This is a genomic window from Pantoea sp. ANP04, from assembly GCF_041982285.1.
GTDB lineage: Bacteria > Pseudomonadota > Gammaproteobacteria > Enterobacterales > Enterobacteriaceae > Pantoea > Pantoea eucalypti.
In genome coordinates this window covers 134,209-152,150 of sequence record NZ_JAUTYS010000005.1, presented here as the reverse complement: position 1 = coordinate 152,150, position 17,942 = coordinate 134,209, and the positions used below count along the sequence as shown (strand labels likewise).

Sequence of the window (17,942 nt, the reverse complement as noted above, 5' to 3'; positions counted from 1 at the left end):
TGCCGTGTCGTCTACGCTTCTTTTTTCGATTCTGGTCACGTCACTCTTCATGGCGGGCCGACAAAGGAGAAGATCATGAAACAAACCGTGGCGGCGCTGGTCGCCAAAACGCTGGAAAGCGCGGGCGTAAAACGCATCTGGGGCGTCACCGGAGATTCCCTTAACGGCCTGAGCGATAGCCTGAATCGCATGGGCACTATTGAATGGATGCCGACACGCCATGAAGAGGTCGCCGCCTTTGCGGCGGGTGCGGAAGCGCACATCAGCGGCGAACTGGCGGTCTGCGCCGGCTCCTGCGGACCAGGCAACTTACACCTCATCAACGGCTTGTTCGACTGCCATCGTAACCGCGTCCCGGTGCTGGCGATTGCGGCACACATTCCCTCCAGCGAAATCGGCAGCGGTTATTTCCAGGAAACTCATCCCCAGGAGCTGTTCCGCGAATGCAGCCACTACTGTGAGCTGGTCTCGAATCCTGAGCAGTTACCGCAGGTGCTGGGCATCGCGATGCGCAAAGCCATTCTCAATCGCGGTGTCTCAGTCGTGGTGCTGCCGGGTGATATCGCCCTGAAACTGGCGCCAGAAAGCGCCCGCACTGAGTGGTATCCACCGCAGTTGCCGCAGGTCCTGCCTCAGCCAGCCGAACTGACCCGGCTGGCACAGACGCTGAACGACGCCACTGACATTACGCTGCTGTGTGGCAGTGGCTGTGCCGGTGCGCATCAGGAGGTGGTGGCGCTGGCAGAAGCGCTTAAAGCGCCAATTGTGCATGCGCTGCGTGGCAAAGAACACATCGAATATGACAACCCTTATGATGTTGGCATGACCGGTCTGATCGGTTTCTCATCCGGCTTCCACGCCATGATGAATGCCGGGACGCTGGTATTGCTGGGCACACAATTCCCCTATCGCGCATTCTATCCGGAAAACGCGAAGATCATTCAGATTGACATCAACCCGGGCAGCCTGGGATCGCATTGTCATGTCGATGAAGCGTATGTCGGCGATGTGAAAAGCACGCTGCAGGCGCTGCTACCGCAACTGACGACCAAAAGCGATCGCAAACATCTCGACAGTGCGGTTAAACACTATGGCGAGGCGCGCAAAAGTCTCGACGAACTGGCGCAGCCCAACGACAAACAGCCAATTCATCCGCAATATCTGGCACAGCAGATCAGTCACTACGCCAGCGATGACGCTATTTTTACCTGCGATGTCGGCACCCCAACCGTGTGGGCGGCGCGCTATCTGAAGATGAACGGCCGACGTCGCCTGCTGGGTTCGTTTAACCACGGCTCGATGGCGAATGCGATGCCACAGGCGCTGGGTGCGCAGTCGATCGATCGCAATCGTCAGGTTGTCGCGCTGTGCGGCGACGGCGGCTTCAGCATGCTGATGGGTGATTTTATCTCGCTGGCGCAGCTGAAAATGCCGGTGAAACTGGTGATTTTCAACAACAGCGTGCTGGGCTTTGTGGCGATGGAGATGAAAGCGGGCGGCTATCTTACCGACGGCACCGAGCTGGAAAATCCTGACTTTGCCGCTATCGCCCAGGCCTGTGGCATCCGGGGTATCCGGGTGGAAAAGGCCTCTGAACTCAATGGTGCGCTGGAGCAGGCATTTGCCCACGATGGCCCGGTTCTGGTGGATGTGATTACCGCCAAAGAGGAGCTGGCAATGCCGCCGCAGATCAAAATGGAGCAGGCCAAAGGCTTCAGTCTCTACATGCTGCGCGCCATCATGAATGGTCGCGGTGACGAGGTGGTAGAACTGGCGAAAACCAACTGGCTACGGTAAAACAGAGGTTCCATCCAGGCGGGCGCGATGCCCGCCTTTTTTTTCTCTTCCGCCACATCCAGGAGCATAAGGTGATCGATTTACGCAGTGATACCGTGACCCGGCCCAGCGCCGCCATGCTAAACGCGATGATGTCTGCCGAAACCGGCGATGATGTCTACCGTGACGATCCTACCGTCAATGCGCTGGAAGCAGAAGCCGCACGATTAAGCGGCAAAGCAGCAGCGCTGTTTTTCCCTACCGGCACTCAGGCAAATCTGGTGGCATTGCTCAGCCACTGCGAACGCGGCGATGAATATATCGTCGGTCAGCAGGCGCACAACTACAAGTATGAAGCAGGTGGCGCGGCGGTGCTGGGGAGCATTCAGCCTCAACCGGTGCTGCCCGCCGACGATGGCACTCTGCCGCTCGACGTGGTGGCGGCTGCCATCAAGCCGGACGATATTCACTTCGCCCGCACCCGCCTGCTGAGTCTGGAAAACACCCATCATGGTAAAGTCCTGCCGCTGGCGTATCTGGAACAGGCGTGGACTTTTACCCGTGAGCATAAGCTGGCGCTGCACATTGATGGCGCACGTATTTTCAATGCGGTGGTGGCGCAAAAAACCACGCTGGCTGCGATGGCCCGCTATTGCGACACCCTGACCATCTGTCTCTCAAAAGGCCTGGGCACACCGGTGGGTTCACTGCTATGTGGCGATACAGCCCTGATTGAGCGCGCCCGTCGCTGGCGTAAAATGACCGGTGGCGGCATGCGTCAGGCCGGTATTCTCGCGGCGGCAGGTCTCTACGCATTGGAACACAACGTGACGCGACTCCAGGAGGATCATGACAATGCTGCCTGGCTGGGACAGCAGCTGCATGAGCTGGGCGTGAGCGTTATCGATCAACAGACCAACATGCTGTTTGTGGCGGTGCCGGAAGCTCAGGTCAAACCATTAGGCGAGTGGATGAAAGCGCGCGACGTGTTAATCAGCGTGGGGACACGTACCCGGCTGGTCACCCATCTGGATACTGATCGTGCGGCACTGGAGCAGGTTGTCGCCCACTGGAAAGCGTTTCTGCAACAGTAATCCGCTATTCCGCCGCGCCATACTTCTCCAGTAGCGCGGCCGCTATCGCGGCGGTTTCGGCATCGGGCTGACCGCGATAATCCGCAGGCCGGAAGTGCATCTGAAACGCGGCAATCACTTTCTGCTGCTCACGCTTACTCATCTCCGCCGTCGCCGCATAACCGAAGCGCTGCAGGTTTTCCATGAGTGGCTGCACCGGCACCTGTGCGTGTGGATCCTGACCCGCTAAATAAAACTGCACCCGTCCGGCATCAGGCCATGCGCCCAGTCCGCGCTGCGCCAGCTGGTGCCACGGGAAAAGTGGACCCGGATCCTGCTTGCGCTGCGGCGCGATATCGCTGTGACCGACAATGTTTTCCGGTGGGATGCCGTAGCGCTGTGCAATATCACGCACCAGGGCCTCCAGCGTGATGATCTGCGCGGCGGTAAAGGGCTGCCATTCAAGACCGGTCAGGGTGCGGCGATATCCCCGGTTCACCAGCTCAATGCCAATCGAGGTGTCGTTGATGCGACTGGCTCCGCGCCAGAAACTGGGCCCGGCATGCCAGGCAAGTTGCTGCTCCGGCACCAGCTGCCAGACAATGCCTTTGCCGGCGCGCTGAGGCGGCTGACGGGGGATCAGATAATGGACGCTGACCTCCCGATCGGTGAGGGTCGCCAGCGACGAAGAAAAATCTTCGGCGGTATAGTGGATGACAATCACCTTAACCCGCGGTCGCGCCCCCTGCGCGGGATGCCGCAGATCGGCCCAGTAGCCGTCACGGGATTCTATCCCGGAGTGGCAGCCCGCCAGCAGCAGTGCCAGTATCAGCAACAGCCCGCGTTTCAACGAATGATCACTGCCGTGCCGCTGACGCTGACCATCAGCATGCTGCCATCTTTGCCGACCGTTTCGTAATCGATATCAATACCGACCACCGCGTTGGCACCCAGCGCTTTTGCCTGTTCTTCCAGCTCTTCAAACGCAATCTCGCGTGCTGTACGCAGCTCTTTCTCATACGCGCCGGAACGGCCGCCGACTACATCACGGATGCCCGCAAAAAAATCACGGAAAATGTTCGCACCAAGAATCGCTTCGCCAGTGACCACACCACAATATTCACTGATGCTGTGGCCTTCCAGCGTCGGGGTTGTTGAAAATTTCATCGCATTCTCCTTGTTGAAATCAGGCTAAGGCTCTTTCGACTAAAAAGCACAGCTATACTCTATGCTAAAAAGGGCACCTTGCCAGAGAACCATAAGGAAATCGAGATGAGAAACAACGCGTTTGCGCTAATGATCCCGGCGGCCCTGCTGCTTAGCGCCTGTACCACCGTTGAGCCAGTCATTAAGGATAATGGCCCGCGAACCGCCCCCTGCATTGAAGGCGGTCCTGACCAGGTTGCCCAACAATTTTATGATCTGCGTGTTGAACAGCCCACGCAGGGTCTGCCTGACAGCAACACACTGGCAAAATATCGCCCTTACCTGAGTGATGCGCTTTACCACTCCCTGCAGGCGGCCAGCGGCAGCAATGCCGGCGCACAGTGGCGAAACGGTGATCTCTTCTCCAGCCTGTCACAGGGCCCGACAGCCGCCAGCGTTGCTGATGCATCTACTATTCCAAACCGTGATGCACGCAACATCCCGCTGCGGGTAAAACTGAGCCGCGACGGAAAGGAGTGGCAGGATGAAGTGCTGATGATTCATCAGGGCACTTGCTGGGTCGTTGACGACGTGCGCTACATGGCGAACCCTGTGCATGCCGAGGGTGGAAGCCTGAGCCAGATGCTTGAAAAGTCAAAAAAATAACCTGATATTTTAGCGGTATGAAAAGCGCAGCCACCTCAGGTGACTGCGCTTTTTTATTGCCGCAGCCTGCCCCACGGCATCGGGCTGGCACCAGACACTGCATGATATTGTGCTAAGCTTTTGCTGTTTACCTGTTGTTTTACAAATTTTAACCCACCTTATTTGCATAACTATTCTGGTGACGTTAAAATCCGCGACACTAATAGCTATTCAAATCTGGCGCATGAGTATTCAACTAAACGCAATAAACTGCTTCTACGGTGCTCATCAGGCGCTGTTCGACATCAACCTTGAGTGTCCGCAAGGCGAAACCCTGGTACTGCTTGGCCCAAGCGGGGCGGGCAAGAGTTCGCTGCTGCGGGTCCTTAACCTGCTGGAGCAGCCTCGTTCAGGTCAGTTGCAGATTGCCGGCAATCAGTTCGACTTCACTCAGAAACCCTCTGACGCCGCGATTCGCGAACTGCGCCAGAACGTCGGTATGGTGTTCCAGCAATATAATCTCTGGCCGCATCTCACCGTGCTGCAGAATCTGATTGAAGCGCCCTGCCGGGTGCTGGGCCTCAGCAAAAGTGAAGCGCGTGCCCGCGCCGACAAGCTGCTTGATCGTCTGCGCCTCACGCCTTACAGCGATCGCTTCCCGCTGCACCTCTCTGGTGGTCAGCAGCAGCGTGTGGCGATTGCCCGCGCCCTGATGATGGAACCGCAGGTGCTGCTGTTCGATGAGCCGACGGCCGCGCTGGACCCTGAAATTACCGCACAGATTGTCAGTATCATTCGCGAACTGGCGCAGACCCGCATTACCCAGGTGATTGTGACCCATGAAGTGGAAGTGGCACGTAAAACGGCCAGCCGCGTTGTTTACATGGAGAACGGTCACATTGTGGAACAGGGCGACGCCAGCCGCTTTACACAGCCGCAAACCGACGCGTTTGCTCACTATCTTTCGCACTAAGTCAGGATGCTAAAAATGAAAAAAATGGTACTTGCTGCACTGCTTGCCGGTTTTAGCCTGAGCGCTACCGCGGCACAGACAATTCGTTTTGCGACCGAAGCCTCTTATCCTCCTTTTGAGTATGTGGATGCAGATAACAAGATTCAGGGCTTTGATGTTGATCTGGCTAACGCACTGTGTAAAGAGATCGACGCGACCTGCACCTTCACTAACCAGGCGTTCGACAGCCTGATCCCAAGCCTGAAATTCCGTCGCTTTGATGCGGTGATGGCGGGCATGGATATCACGCCGGATCGTGAAAAGCAGGTCCTGTTCACCAAGCCTTACTACGACAACTCGGCGCTGTTTGTGGCCCAGAAAGGTAAAGTCGCCAGTGTTGAAGCGCTAAAAGGCAAGCGCGTTGGCGTCCAGAACGGCACCACACATCAGAAATACCTGACGGATAAACACAGCGACATCACCATCGTTCCTTACGACAGCTATCAGAACGCGGTACTGGATCTGAAAAATGGCCGCATTGATGCCGTATTTGGTGACACCGCCGTGGTTAACGAGTGGCTGAAGCAGAATGCTGCGCTGGCTGCTGTCGGCGATAAAGTTACAGATAAAGCCTACTTTGGTACTGGCCTGGGTATTGCGGTTCGCACCGGTAACACCGAGCTGCAGACCAAATTCAATGGCGCGCTGGATAAAATCAAAGCGGATGGTACCTACAAGACCATCTACAGCAAATGGTTCCAGCAGTAATCTCCGATGAATGAAATGATGACCCTCGCAAGCGCCGCCGGGATGACCGTCGGCCTTGCTGTTTGTGCTCTCATCGCTGGCCTGGTGCTGGCGATGATTTTCGCTGGCTGGGAGTCACTGCGCCTGAGACCACTGGCGTGGATTGGCACCGGCCTGGTGACGCTGATCCGTGGCCTGCCGGAAATTCTGGTGGTGCTGTTTATCTATTTTGGCGCATCACAGCTGCTGCTCACTCTCTCTGATGGTTTCACGCTGAACTTCGGACTGTTTACGCTGCCGGTTCAGATGCAGATTGAGAACTTTGATGTCAGTCCTTTCCTGTGCGGTGTGATTGCGCTGGCGATGCTCTATGCCGCCTACGCCTCACAGACGCTGCGTGGCGCACTTAAAGCGGTGCCTGTCGGTCAGTGGGAATCGGGACAGGCGCTGGGCATGAAAAAATCGGCCATATTTCTGCGGCTGATTATGCCCCAGATGTGGCGTCACGCCCTGCCCGGTCTGGGCAATCAGTGGCTGGTGCTGCTAAAAGATACCGCACTGGTCTCGCTGATCAGCGTCAACGATCTGATGCTGCAAACCAAAAGTATTGCCACCCGAACGCAGGAGCCCTTTACCTGGTTCCTGGTGGCGGCCGCGATCTACCTGGTGATTACGCTGTTCAGCCAGGCGGTGTTACGCCGCATTGAACTGCGCACGACCCGCTTTGAACGGGGGAACAGCTGATGCTGGCCTATCTGCCTGAACTTCTGAAAGGGCTGCACACCAGCCTGACGCTGACGGCGGCCTCGCTGGTGGTGGCGCTGCTGCTTGCACTGATCTTCACCGTGGTGCTGTCGCTGAAAACGCCGGTGTTTAATCCGCTGGTGAAGGGCTTTATCACACTGTTTACCGGCACGCCGCTGCTGGTACAGATCTTCCTGATCTACTACGGTCCGGGACAGTTTCCGTCGATCCAGCAGATCCCCTGGCTGTGGCATCTCCTGTCGCAGCCGTGGCTGTGCGCGATGCTGGCGCTGTCGCTGAACAGCGCGGCTTACACCACGCAACTGTTTTACGGTGCGGTCCGGGCGATTCCTTCCGGACAGTGGCAATCGTGCGCGGCACTTGGCATGGGTCGCAAACACACCCTGCGCATCCTGCTGCCCTATGCATTTAAACGCGCCCTCTCCTCTTACTCCAATGAAGTGGTGCTGGTGTTTAAAGGCACCTCGCTGGCCTACACCATCACTCTGATGGAAGTCATGGGCCACGGCCAGTTGCTCTATGGCCGCACCTACGACATCACGGTCTATGCTGCGGCAGGTCTGATTTATCTCTGCGTTAACGGTTTACTGACGCTGATGATGCGACTGATCGAAAGACGCGCGCTGGCATTTGAGCGGCGTAACTGAATTCCGGGCGAGGCCTCTCGCCCTTTCCGCCTGAAAAATCACCCTAATTGCATAAAAATTCATTTTATGGCAGGGTATTGCCCTCTCTGGCTGACCACATCACAGGAATCATAAAATGAAAAAATGGATTATTGCCGCTGCGCTGGCAACGCTTACGATCAACGCGCAGGCCGCGGAAAAGATCCGCTTCGCCGCCTCAGCAACCTATCCACCGTTTGAAACGCTGGATCGGGAAAATAATCTGGTGGGGTTTGATATCGATCTGGCCAAAGCGCTGTGTCAGCAGATGAAAGCAGAGTGCACTTTTACCAACAACGCCTTCGACAGCCTGATTCCGTCACTGAAGTTCCGCCGCTATGACGCGGTCATTTCCGGCATGGATATCACCGCTGAACGTAGCAAGCAGGTCGATTTTACCCAGCCTTATTACGCTAACTCCGCCATTGTGATCGCGCAGAAGGGCAAGTTCAGTAGCTTCAGCGATCTGAAAGACAAACGCATCGGCGTTGAAAACGGCACCACTCACCAGAAGTTCCTGCAGGATAAGCATCCGGAAGTGAAAGTAGTGGCGTATGACAGCTATCAGAATGCGATTCTGGATATGAAGAATGGCCGACTGGATGGCGTGTTTGGCGACAGCGCGGTGGTGAATCAGTGGCTGAAAACCAATCCCGATCTCGCTACGGTCGGTGAACATGTGACGGATGCAGACTACTTTGGCACCGGCCTCGGCATTGCGGTGCGGAAAGGCAATACCGCGCTGCGCGATCAGTTCAATCAGGCGCTGACCGAACTGAAAGCCAACGGCAGCTGGCAGCAGCTTAATCAGAAGTGGTTCCCGGAGTAACTCCGGGAATTTCACCGGACTCAGTGGTGACGGCGGGTTAACAGCGTCAGCACTTCAAAATGGGCGGTGTGAGGGAACATATCGAACAGCTGAACCTTCGTGACCTCATACGCGCTCAGCCGGGCAATGTCCTGCGCCATGGTCTGCGGATTACAGCTTGAATAGAGCAGATAATCCGGGGCCATCTGGCTGAGATAATCACACAACGCCTCTCCAATCCCACGACGCGGCGGATTCACCAGCACCAGCTGCGGTACGGCATCGCGTCCGGTCGCAAACGACGTAGAGTCCAGCGCCGCAAACTGCACTTTCTCCAGCCCCAGCATCTCAGCGGAACGTTGGGCGCATTTAATCGCCTCAGCGCTAATCTCAATGCCGGTCAGTTCCATCTCTGGTGTCGCGCAATGCAGGCCAAAACCGCCTACGCCACAGAAGAGATCCCACATACTGTTAACCGGCAGCGCACGCACCCAGTCGCGTGCGGTGGCATAGAGTGCACTGGCAACCTGCGGATTGGTCTGGAAGAAGCTCTGCGGGCGGATCCACAGCGGCACGCCGTTGAAGTTCTCTGCCAGCGACTGCGCGGGCGTCAGCGCAATCTCCTCATCCCCTTCCAGAATCGCCATATGCACCGGCTGAATATTGGCAGAGATCACCGCCAGCTGCGGCAACTGCTGTTGCAGCCAGGGCAATGCCGCACGCAGCTGTTCCAGTTTAGCGGTTGAGCGCAGGACAAAACGGAGCATGATGCCGCCCTGCTGGCTCTCAGTGATCAGCAGGAATTTAAGCTCGCCGCGTTTACGTGCCACGTTATAGGGCGTCAGGCCGGCACGGGCAATAAAGGGTTTTAGCGCCGTAAACACCGGCTGGAAGCTGGCGGGATAGAGCGGACAGTCGCACAGATCGACAGCCTCGCCATCACGATGGATAAGACCCAGCACCGGACGCTCAACACTGCCGCTGACCACCATTTTGGCTTTGTTACGGAATGCCTGTTGTGGTGAGGTTACCGGCGGCAGCCAGGCTGTAACCGGCTGCTCAGCCAGTAACTGCTCAAGCATCGACTGCTTGTCGCTCAGCTGAATGGGATAGGGTTTTTCCAGCCACTGACAGGAGCGGCAACGATTAGCGTCATAAAGCGCGCAGTGCATGGTAAAGCCTTAACGATGGGGTCGGGCGGAGCGCGATTGTATCATCGCTTCCTGAAAAAAGCGCGGCTGCTGGCAGGCAGAAACAGCAGCATCAGCACCAGCAGGTCGGGAATTTTCTGCGACAGCGTATGGTGGATTATCTGGACATTATTGTCGCCATCAATGCTGAAAATTTCCGGGTAGATTCCCCCCAGCGAAGCGAACAGCATATAGATCAGCACAATCACCTGTGTCGCCACATAGCCCCAGCGTCCACGGTTACTGCCGCGCATCAGAATAAAGGCGCAGCGCAGTTCGAACAGGAAGATCAGCTGGCTGGCGATAAAGATGAGTGTAGAGTCCCAGGACTGGGCGCTGCGGTGCACAAAGTTGGCGAGTTCGCTGTAACCCAGCTCGTTTGCCAGCATCAGAACGCTCAGGCAGCGGGTCGCGATAATAGCAATGCCCGCAACCGTCACCGGAACCGGTGCGCCTGAGAGCGTAGCGCTGCTTTTGAAGATGTCTGACATAGTCCGTGACTCCACCTGATCGAAAAACGGGCCGGTTAAACCGGCCCGTTTATATAGTGGCAAAACTCAGGGATTTCAGCCACGTTTAGCTTTCTGAATATCGCTTAAACGCTGTTTTTCTTCGTGCGCCATAAATCGCCAGGCGATAAAACCGACTAAACCGACCACAAACAGGATCAATGAAGCCAGCGCATTGATCTCCGGGTTAACGCCGCGTCGTACGGTGGCGAAAATCGCCATCGGCAATGTCGTCGCGCCCGGTCCGGTCACGAAGCTGGCAATCACCAGATCGTCGAGCGACAGGGTAAACGCCAGCAGCCAGCCGGTGACAATCGCCGGCGCAATCATTGGCACGGTAATCACGAAAAAGACCTTCAGTGGCGTGGCACCTAAATCCATTGCCGCCTCTTCAATTGAGCGGTCCAGCTCACGCAGACGCGAGTTAATCACCACCGCCACATAGGCGGTACAGAAGGTGACGTGTGCCAGCCAGATGGTCAGCATACCGCGTTCACTCGGCCAGCCAAACGCGTTACCCATTGCGACGAACAGCAGCAGCAGCGACAGCCCGGTGATCACATCGGGCATCACCAGCGGCGCGGTCAGCATAAACGCAAAACCGTTGTGTCCCCGGAAGCGACCAAAGCGAACAATAATCACTGCTGCCAGCGTGCCCAACACCACCGCCATCGTGGCAGAAAGTCCGGCGATGCTCAGACTCAACACCACCGCGTCGATCATCGCGCTGTCCTGGAACAACACCCTGTACCAGTGGAACGAAAAGCTCTCCCATACCGTCACGAGCGGGGAGCGGTTGAAGGAGTAAACCACCAGCAGCAGCATCGGCGCATAAAGGAACAGGAAGCAGCAGGCCAGAATAGCGGTACGCCATGGCGAGCGAATAGTTGGCAAATTATTCATGCCTTCTCTCCCATTTCACGGTTTTGATGCTTATGGAACCAGATGATCGGCAGAATCAGGATCAGCAGAATGATCACCGCCAGCGCGGAAGCCACCGGCCAGTCGCGGTTGTTAAAGAACTCCTGCCACAGGATACGGCCAATCATGATGCTGTCCGGGCCGCCCAGCAGTTCAGGAATCACGTACTCCCCTACCGCCGGGATAAAGACCAGCATCGATCCGGCGATGATGCCGCCTTTAGTCAGCGGCACAATCACGCTGAAAAAGGTCTTCAGCGGACGCGCGCCCAGGTCCAGTGAGGCTTCCACCAGCGAGTAGTCGATACGGGTCAGCGCGGTGTAGATTGGCAGCACCATAAACGGCAGATAGCAGTAGACGATACCGATATAGACCGCGCTATTGGTGTAGAGGATCACCAGCGGATGATCGATTACGCCCAGCCACAGCAGGAAGCGGTTCAGAATGCCGTTGTTGTTCAGCAAGCCCATCCAGGCGTAGACGCGAACCAGAAACGAAGTCCACGACGGCAGAATGACCAGCAGCAACAGAATGGTGCGCATCGACGGCTTACTGTGCGCCACGGCCCAGGCGAGTGGATAGCCAATCAGCAGACAGATGACCGTGGAGATCGCCGCTACTTTCAATGACTGCAGATAGGCGTCGATGTAGAGCGGATCGTCAGTCAGCGTCAGATAGTTGCCGAAATTGAGCACAATGCTGAACTGGTCATCTGCCCAGCTCACCAGCTCAGTGTAAGGGGGAATCGCTCGCGCTATGTCTGCGAAGCTGATCTTCAGCACCGTCAGAAACGGCAGCAGGAATAACAGCACCAGCCAGACATAAGGCAGTGCGATCACCAGCTTGCGGCCATGCTGCATTTTTACCCGCGTGGCCCAGCGTTGCAGCGGCGTGCCGACCAGTCGGGCAGGCGCTTTGGCGCGTTGGAAAATCTGGCTCATAGCCGCTCCTTAAACCGTCAACACCACGCAACTGTCGCTTTCCCAGCAGAGGCGGACTTCATCGCCCCAGGTTGGCAACCCTTTGCGGTAGCGATGCGCGTTTTGCAACTGTGCGCTAATCATCTGTCCACTGTGCAGACGGACATGGAAAATAGAGAGGTCGCCGAGATAAGCGATGTGAACCACTTCTCCCACCGCAAAGTTATAGCCATCGGCGGGTACTTCATCGCACAGCATGACTTTTTCAGGACGCAGCGCAACATGCACCGGCACGTTATCGACCACCGAGACATCGGAATCGACTTTCAGCGGATGCATCAGGCCGGGACTGTCGATCACCAGGCCATCCGCCTGACGTTCACGCAGTAACCCTTCGAAGACGTTAACCGAACCAATAAACTCCGCGCTGTAACGGCTGGTCGGATGCTCATAGATCTCTTCCGGCTCGCCAATCTGCACAAATTTACCGCGATTCATAATCGCAATGCGCCCCGCCATGGTCATCGCCTCTTCCTGGTCGTGCGTCACCATCACGCAGGTCGCGCCAACGCGCTCCAGAATATCGACCACTTCCAGCTGCATCCTGTCGCGCAGTTTCTTGTCCAGAGCACCCATTGGCTCATCCAGCAGCAGCAGTTTTGGGCGTTTCGCCAGGCTGCGGGCCAGTGCAACGCGCTGACGCTGACCACCGGAGAGCTGATGCGGTTTGCGTTTCGCAAACTCCTGCATGTGCACCAGCGCCAGCATTTCGGCGACCCGACTGTTTATCTCCCCTTTCGGCAGCCGGTCCTGCTTCAGACCAAAGGCGATATTCTGCTCCACCGTCATGTGCGGAAATAGCGCGTAGGACTGGAACATCATGTTAATCGGGCGCTGATAGGGAGCAACGTGCGACAGATCCTGTCCATCCAGCACAATCTGGCCGCTGGTGGGCGGCTCGAAACCGGCCAGCATGCGCAGCAGCGTGGATTTGCCACAGCCCGATGCACCCAGCAGGGCAAAGATCTCACCTTTATAGATAGTCAGGCTGACATCATCCACGGCGTGCTGGCCGTCAAAGGATTTGGTCAGATTGCGAATTTCCAGCAGCGGCGTTAACGCTTTTGCGGTTTTATTTTGAGGACGGGGAATGGCATCGTTCACAAAGGGTTCTCTCCGGAGCCAGGCGGAACATTGCGGCAAAATTTGCCGCTAAAAATGGCACAACAGAGGCCGGTATTGCGCCTCTGTTGCTGATGCGTGACAGGTCAATCCGTTAAGGACGAACTACTTACCACTTTTTACTTTAGTCCATGCACGCGTACGCACACGATCCAGTTTCGGATCCTGGACTTTCAGCACGAACAATTTCGACATCGCTTCAGGTGTCGGGAAGATACCTGGATTGTTACGGACATCAGCATTGATCAGCGGCAGCGACGCTTTGTTGCCGCTGGCATAGTTCATTTTGTTAGAGACATCGGCGATCACTTTCGGATCCATGATGTAGTTCAGCCAGGCGTAAGCACCGTCGAGGTTTTTCGCATCTTTCGGGATCGCCATCATATCGAAGAAGGCCAGTGCGCCCTCTTTCGGTACGCTGTAGCCCAGGTGCACGCCATTTTTCGCGGCATCAGCACGGTTTTTCGCCTGCAGAATATCGCCCGACCAGCCGATGGCGACACAGATGTTACCGTTAGCCAGATCGTTGATGTACTGCGACGAATGGAAGTAGCGGATATTCGGACGCAGTTTCAGCAGCAGGTCAGTAGCCGCGCCGGAATAGTCTTTAGCATCAGAGGAATTCGGATCTTTGCCCAGATAGTTCAGTACCGTGGCGAAAATCTCTTCCGGTGCATCCAGGAAGGAAACGCCACAGCTTTTCAGTTTCTCCAGGTTTTCTGGCTTCAGCACCAGATCCCAGCTGTTGACTGGCGCATCGGCGCCCAGTGCGGCTTTAACTTTATCGATGTTATAGCCAATACCCGTGGTGCCCCACAGATATGGAATGGCATATTTGTTACCCGGATCGTGTTGCGCCACTTTTTCCATCAGTGCCGGATCGAGGTTTTTATAGTTAGGCAGTTTGCTCTTATCCAGCGGCTGGAATACCCCGGACTGCAGCTGACGCGCCAGGAAACTGGAAGATGGCACCACAACATCGTAGCCGGTACTGCCCGCCATCAGTTTGCCTTCCAGCACTTCGTTGGAGTCAAACACATCGTAGACCACTTTGATGCCGGACTGCTTTTCAAAGTTCGGCACGGTATCTGGCGAAATATAATCGGACCAGTTGTAGACGTGCAGCGTTTTATCTTCCGCCATGCTGCTGGCCGACGCGGCCATCAGCGCAGCAGCTACCACAGCTGACAGCCATTTCTGACGTGAGTTGAACATATTTTTCCATCCTCCTGAGCGGGTCATTACAACGCTGCAAATCAGAGATCCCTGCATTGCGTTCCGGACAAAACGTCAGTGACACAATGAATCATTATTCAGCGGGAGTTTAATAGCAAAAACCTATAGCTGAGACGCAGTTACGCGCCTGTTACAGCCCCGCAAGCATAGCCCCACCCGTCATGCTGTACCAGACCTCAGCGTAAAAAACGCCTGAAACCGATATTTTATGCATGTTTAAGCTATGAGGTTCGGCTTTGATGGCATAAACCACGACAAATATCTGGCGTTAAAGGGCAAAGTGCAGAATAAAAAAAGGCGGCGGCGGATAGCGGTCATAAAAAAGCCGTCTCAGGGACGGCTTAGTGGGCGACCCTGTCGGGCTTAGTGCAGCACAGAATGGACGCTGGTCACCGGAACGTGCTCTTCTTCTTCGCCCACAATCAGCAAATTGTTGGCAAAGGCTTCCAGAATGACCATGGAGATCTGCTCTTCACTCTGCTTCATAAAGTGTGAGAACTGACCAAACGTTAATCCTGCCGTGGTGGTCATTGACTGACAGACAATGAGCTTCGGCAGATTATCATCCTGAATGTCGATAAATGCTTTCACCGTCAGTGAACTGGCATTGATTTGCGACAAATCGCCGACCAGCGGAATCAGCGCCGTTGGCTTCACTTCAGCCAGCGCCGAAAACAGAATGACGTTGTCGACCAGATCGATTTTGGCGTCAAACACCCCATCAAAGTTTTGCATGTGAGGCAGATGAAGTGCCTGACAGGCATCGCATTCGAACCAGGTGATATTTTGCTGATCCAGCCAGCGACGCAGCAGGTCGATATCCGGAACGACAAGAGAATCCATCGTAAAATCCCAGTGGGGTGATAAACAGGCGACTTAGCTTACGGAAAAATGCGCGGCGATGCCACGAAAACTGCTGAAAAGCGCGCGTCAGCCAGCGGTTTTAGGACGGAGCCCGGGGATAGCCTGCTGCTCGATCCGCTGGATCATTAACGCGGCGATGTTAAGGTCGCTGCTGGTTTCGATGCCCTCCAGACCTGGCGAGGCGTTAACTTCCATCACCAGTGGGCCACGATGAGCGCGCAGAATATCGACGCCCGCCACTTCCAGTCCCAGTGTGGCTGCCGCTTTCACGGCCATCTGCCGCTCCTGTGACGTGATCTCGACGGGATACGCTTTGCCACCACGATGCAGGTTGGAACGGAAATCGCCCTCTTTCGCGACACGCTCAATCGCGGCCACGACCTGATTGCCGATCACCAGACAGCGAATGTCACGTCCCTGCGCTTCTTTAATAAACTCCTGCACCAGAATATGGGCATTCAGGCCGCGAAAGGCATCAATAACACTCTCTGCCGCCTGACGTGTTTCGGCCAGCACGACACCAATGCCCTGGGTTCCTTCTACCAGCTTGACCACCAGCGGTGCGCCGCCCACCATGGCAATCAAATCATCGGTATCATCGGGCGAAGAGGCAAAGCCGGTCACCGGCATGTCGATGCCTTCTCGTGCCAGCAGCTGCAGCGAGCGCAATTTGTCACGGGTGCGGGTAATGGCGGCGGACTCATTCAGCGGATAGCTGCCACACATTTCAAACTGCCGCAGTACCGCCGCGCCATAAAAAGTGATGGCGTTACCAATGCGCGGGATAACGGCATCGAAATGACCCAGCGGTTCACCACAATAGTGAACCGCTGGCGAGGCAGGATTGATATTCATATAGCAGGAGAGCGGATCGATGACCTGTACTTCGTGGTCGCGCGCAGCGGCCTCATCACGCAATCGTCGGCTGGAATAGAGCGTTTCGTCACGTGACAGGATGGCTATCTTCATCGCTGCTCTCCCTTTCTGAATTAACGCGTGGCCCAGCCCTGTTGATGCAGATAATCGAGCATAAACGGACGCGTCTCTTTAATGATCAGCCGCTGGATTAGCTCGCTCCAGGTTTCACTACGCTGGTTACTGTCGCGCTGCTGATAATAGAGTTCTGTGCGGCTATCGTATTCTGCCAGCACCGCCGGATCCAGTGGCTGATAGCGATTCTCATGTACCAGCATCGCATGTGGCATACGCGGTTTGACGTCCGGCTTCGATTCCGGATGACCCAGGCAGAAACCAAACAGCGGCAGCACAAACTTCGGCAGGCCCAGCAGTTCTGTCACTTCCGCAATGCTGTTACGAATCCCGCCGATAAAGACGCCGCCCAGATCCAGTGATTCCGCTGCGACCATGGCATTCTGCCCCATCAGCGCGGTGTCGACGCAGCCCAGCAGCAACTGCTCGGCACGGCCCAGTTGTGCATCCGGGCAAATCTGCAGGTGGCGATTAAAGTCCGCGCAGAAAATCCAGAACTCAGGCGCATCTGCGACCCACGTCTGCCCGCCGGTCAGCGTTACCAGCTTGTCACGCAGCGCTTTGTCGGTGATACGGATAATAGAGGAGCACTGTAAAAAGCTGGATGTGGACGCCGATTGCGCCGAATTAATAATCGCTTCACGCTGCTCTTCGCTGACCGGCTGGTCAGTAAAGGCGCGGATCGAACGGTGGCTGCACAGTAAATCAATGGTCGGTGTCATAAAGTCTCCAGCAAAATTATCTTTTTTTATCAATCTGATTGAACAGCTGTGGTGCTATCGCTTTCGCGGTGCGCCACATTAACAGCCAGGCAGCAGGCAGCATCAGAACCACGCCAGCGATGAACAGCACAGTGGCCAGCGTTTTAACGTCAGCCATGTCTGGCAGCGGAAGCCAGTGGTTGATCAGCAGCAGCGCGCCTAAAATCAACAGGCCACCTGCCGCCTCCATCACCACCACAAACCGGGGCAATCTGGCTACACTCTGCATCACATCCTCCTGCCTTAGCGGCTTACTGAGCGTCAATTATGGTCAACAACCCAAAAATTGCGCGGGATATAGAGGCCGCTGCTGCGAAAAAGCCCCTGTTTCAGATGCTTCCTGAACGCGCGGCAATAGCGTGCGGGCATCAGACTAACAGGCAAATCCTGCTTTCCTTAAGCGATACGAGCGGGCATGATGGTGCCCATTCTCTGTTTCGTTATGTGACATACATCACATAATAGTCGCTGCAAGGAGTTCTTTATGATTGCTGTTATTTTTGGTCGTCCGGGCTGTCCTTACTGTGTGCGTGCCCACGAACTGGCCGATAAACTGACCGCTGAGCGCGATGATTTTAGCTACCAGTACGTTGATATTAACGCAGAAGGCATTACAAAAGCCGATCTGGAAGCCAGCGCCGGTAAACCGGTCAGCACCGTCCCACAGATTTTCGTGGACGAAAAACATATCGGTGGCTACACCGAGTTCGCTGCATGGACTAAAGAGAATCTGGGATTTGTCGCGTAAGCGCAAAGGGCCGGAATGAAAAAGGCGAGGCAGAAAATTCTGTC

Annotated in this window: 21 protein-coding genes; 9 read left to right on the top strand and 12 right to left on the bottom strand. The window is 55.8% G+C overall.

Annotation, left to right across the window (positions count from 1 at the left end):
• Positions 1-75: 75 nt before the first annotated feature.
• Together poxB and ltaE are read left to right on the top strand one after the other, a co-directional pair.
• Positions 76-1,797 (top strand): ubiquinone-dependent pyruvate dehydrogenase, encoded by a 1,722-nt coding sequence (gene poxB, locus Q7C21_RS09310; protein ID WP_140033571.1) that lies wholly within the window; start codon positions 76-78, stop codon positions 1,795-1,797.
• Positions 1,798-1,868: 71 nt separating this feature from the next.
• On the top strand, positions 1,869-2,870 hold the full coding sequence (ltaE, locus tag Q7C21_RS09305) for a low-specificity L-threonine aldolase (RefSeq protein ID WP_039660921.1): 1,002 nt from the start codon (positions 1,869-1,871) through the stop codon (positions 2,868-2,870).
• Between the two features lie 4 nt (positions 2,871-2,874).
• Here ltaE and Q7C21_RS09300 read toward each other — a convergent pair whose 3' ends face one another.
• On the bottom strand, positions 2,875-3,699 hold the full coding sequence (locus Q7C21_RS09300) for an N-acetylmuramoyl-L-alanine amidase (protein ID WP_039660920.1): 825 nt from the start codon (positions 3,697-3,699) through the stop codon (positions 2,875-2,877).
• Positions 3,696-4,016 (bottom strand): heavy metal-binding domain-containing protein, encoded by a 321-nt coding sequence (locus Q7C21_RS09295; protein ID WP_375150638.1) that lies wholly within the window; start codon positions 4,014-4,016, stop codon positions 3,696-3,698. The genes Q7C21_RS09300 and Q7C21_RS09295 overlap by 4 nt, the downstream gene beginning before the upstream one ends.
• Before the next feature lie 105 nt (positions 4,017-4,121).
• Here Q7C21_RS09295 and Q7C21_RS09290 point away from each other — a divergent pair, with 105 nt between their 5' ends.
• From Q7C21_RS09290 to artJ (Q7C21_RS09265), 6 genes are all read left to right on the top strand, one after another.
• Positions 4,122-4,661 carry a lipoprotein gene (locus tag Q7C21_RS09290; RefSeq protein ID WP_003849298.1) on the top strand — a complete coding sequence of 180 codons (540 nt, stop codon included), beginning with the start codon at positions 4,122-4,124 and terminating at the stop codon, positions 4,659-4,661.
• Between the two features lie 223 nt (positions 4,662-4,884).
• Positions 4,885-5,613 carry an arginine ABC transporter ATP-binding protein ArtP gene (gene artP / locus Q7C21_RS09285; protein WP_003849297.1) on the top strand — a complete coding sequence of 243 codons (729 nt, stop codon included), beginning with the start codon at positions 4,885-4,887 and terminating at the stop codon, positions 5,611-5,613.
• Between the two features lie 15 nt (positions 5,614-5,628).
• Complete coding sequence (gene artJ / locus Q7C21_RS09280) at positions 5,629-6,360, top strand: arginine ABC transporter substrate-binding protein (RefSeq protein ID WP_003849295.1); 732 nt, start codon at positions 5,629-5,631, stop codon at positions 6,358-6,360.
• 6 nt (positions 6,361-6,366) lie between these two features.
• Positions 6,367-7,083: an arginine ABC transporter permease ArtQ gene (artQ, locus tag Q7C21_RS09275; protein WP_003849293.1), complete on the top strand. Its 717-nt coding sequence runs from the start codon at positions 6,367-6,369 to the stop codon at positions 7,081-7,083.
• Entirely contained in the window at positions 7,083-7,751 is a 669-nt protein-coding gene (artM, locus tag Q7C21_RS09270; RefSeq protein ID WP_375150637.1) for an arginine ABC transporter permease ArtM, read from the top strand. Before artQ ends, artM begins: the two co-directional genes overlap by 1 nt.
• Before the next feature lie 115 nt (positions 7,752-7,866).
• Entirely contained in the window at positions 7,867-8,598 is a 732-nt protein-coding gene (gene artJ / locus Q7C21_RS09265) for an arginine ABC transporter substrate-binding protein (RefSeq protein ID WP_105099355.1), read from the top strand.
• Positions 8,599-8,618: 20 nt separating this feature from the next.
• Here artJ (Q7C21_RS09265) and rlmC read toward each other — a convergent pair whose 3' ends face one another.
• The 10 genes from rlmC to Q7C21_RS09215 all read right to left on the bottom strand — a co-directional run bounded on the left by rlmC (position 8,619) and on the right by Q7C21_RS09215 (position 17,379).
• Positions 8,619-9,749, bottom strand: coding sequence for a 23S rRNA (uracil(747)-C(5))-methyltransferase RlmC (rlmC, locus tag Q7C21_RS09260; protein WP_078804217.1), 1,131 nt, complete (start codon positions 9,747-9,749; stop codon positions 8,619-8,621).
• Between the two features lie 41 nt (positions 9,750-9,790).
• Positions 9,791-10,258 carry a YbjO family protein gene (locus Q7C21_RS09255; RefSeq protein ID WP_008925827.1) on the bottom strand — a complete coding sequence of 156 codons (468 nt, stop codon included), beginning with the start codon at positions 10,256-10,258 and terminating at the stop codon, positions 9,791-9,793.
• 75 nt (positions 10,259-10,333) lie between these two features.
• Positions 10,334-11,179 carry a putrescine ABC transporter permease PotI gene (potI, locus tag Q7C21_RS09250; protein ID WP_078804216.1) on the bottom strand — a complete coding sequence of 282 codons (846 nt, stop codon included), beginning with the start codon at positions 11,177-11,179 and terminating at the stop codon, positions 10,334-10,336.
• Complete coding sequence (gene potH / locus Q7C21_RS09245; protein ID WP_061062029.1) at positions 11,176-12,138, bottom strand: putrescine ABC transporter permease PotH; 963 nt, start codon at positions 12,136-12,138, stop codon at positions 11,176-11,178. The genes potI and potH overlap by 4 nt, the downstream gene beginning before the upstream one ends.
• Before the next feature lie 9 nt (positions 12,139-12,147).
• Positions 12,148-13,281, bottom strand: a complete 1,134-nt coding sequence (potG, locus tag Q7C21_RS09240) for a putrescine ABC transporter ATP-binding subunit PotG (protein WP_003849280.1) — start codon at positions 13,279-13,281, stop codon at positions 12,148-12,150.
• Between the two features lie 123 nt (positions 13,282-13,404).
• Positions 13,405-14,514: a spermidine/putrescine ABC transporter substrate-binding protein PotF gene (gene potF, locus Q7C21_RS09235; RefSeq protein WP_375150636.1), complete on the bottom strand. Its 1,110-nt coding sequence runs from the start codon at positions 14,512-14,514 to the stop codon at positions 13,405-13,407.
• A 384-nt stretch (positions 14,515-14,898) separates the two neighbouring features.
• Positions 14,899-15,378: a YbjN domain-containing protein gene (locus Q7C21_RS09230; RefSeq protein WP_003849273.1), complete on the bottom strand. Its 480-nt coding sequence runs from the start codon at positions 15,376-15,378 to the stop codon at positions 14,899-14,901.
• Positions 15,379-15,465: 87 nt separating this feature from the next.
• On the bottom strand, positions 15,466-16,368 hold the full coding sequence (gene rimK / locus Q7C21_RS09225) for a 30S ribosomal protein S6--L-glutamate ligase (RefSeq protein WP_003849271.1): 903 nt from the start codon (positions 16,366-16,368) through the stop codon (positions 15,466-15,468).
• Between the two features lie 20 nt (positions 16,369-16,388).
• A complete protein-coding gene (nfsA, locus tag Q7C21_RS09220; protein WP_003849269.1) occupies positions 16,389-17,111 on the bottom strand; it encodes an oxygen-insensitive NADPH nitroreductase in 723 nt (240 codons plus the stop codon).
• 16 nt (positions 17,112-17,127) lie between these two features.
• Positions 17,128-17,379 (bottom strand): DUF1418 family protein, encoded by a 252-nt coding sequence (locus Q7C21_RS09215; protein ID WP_003849267.1) that lies wholly within the window; start codon positions 17,377-17,379, stop codon positions 17,128-17,130.
• A 255-nt stretch (positions 17,380-17,634) separates the two neighbouring features.
• On the opposite strand from Q7C21_RS09215, the gene Q7C21_RS09210 reads away from it, so the two are divergent.
• A complete protein-coding gene (locus Q7C21_RS09210) occupies positions 17,635-17,898 on the top strand; it encodes a GrxA family glutaredoxin (protein WP_003849263.1) in 264 nt (87 codons plus the stop codon).
• Positions 17,899-17,942 lie beyond the last annotated feature (44 nt).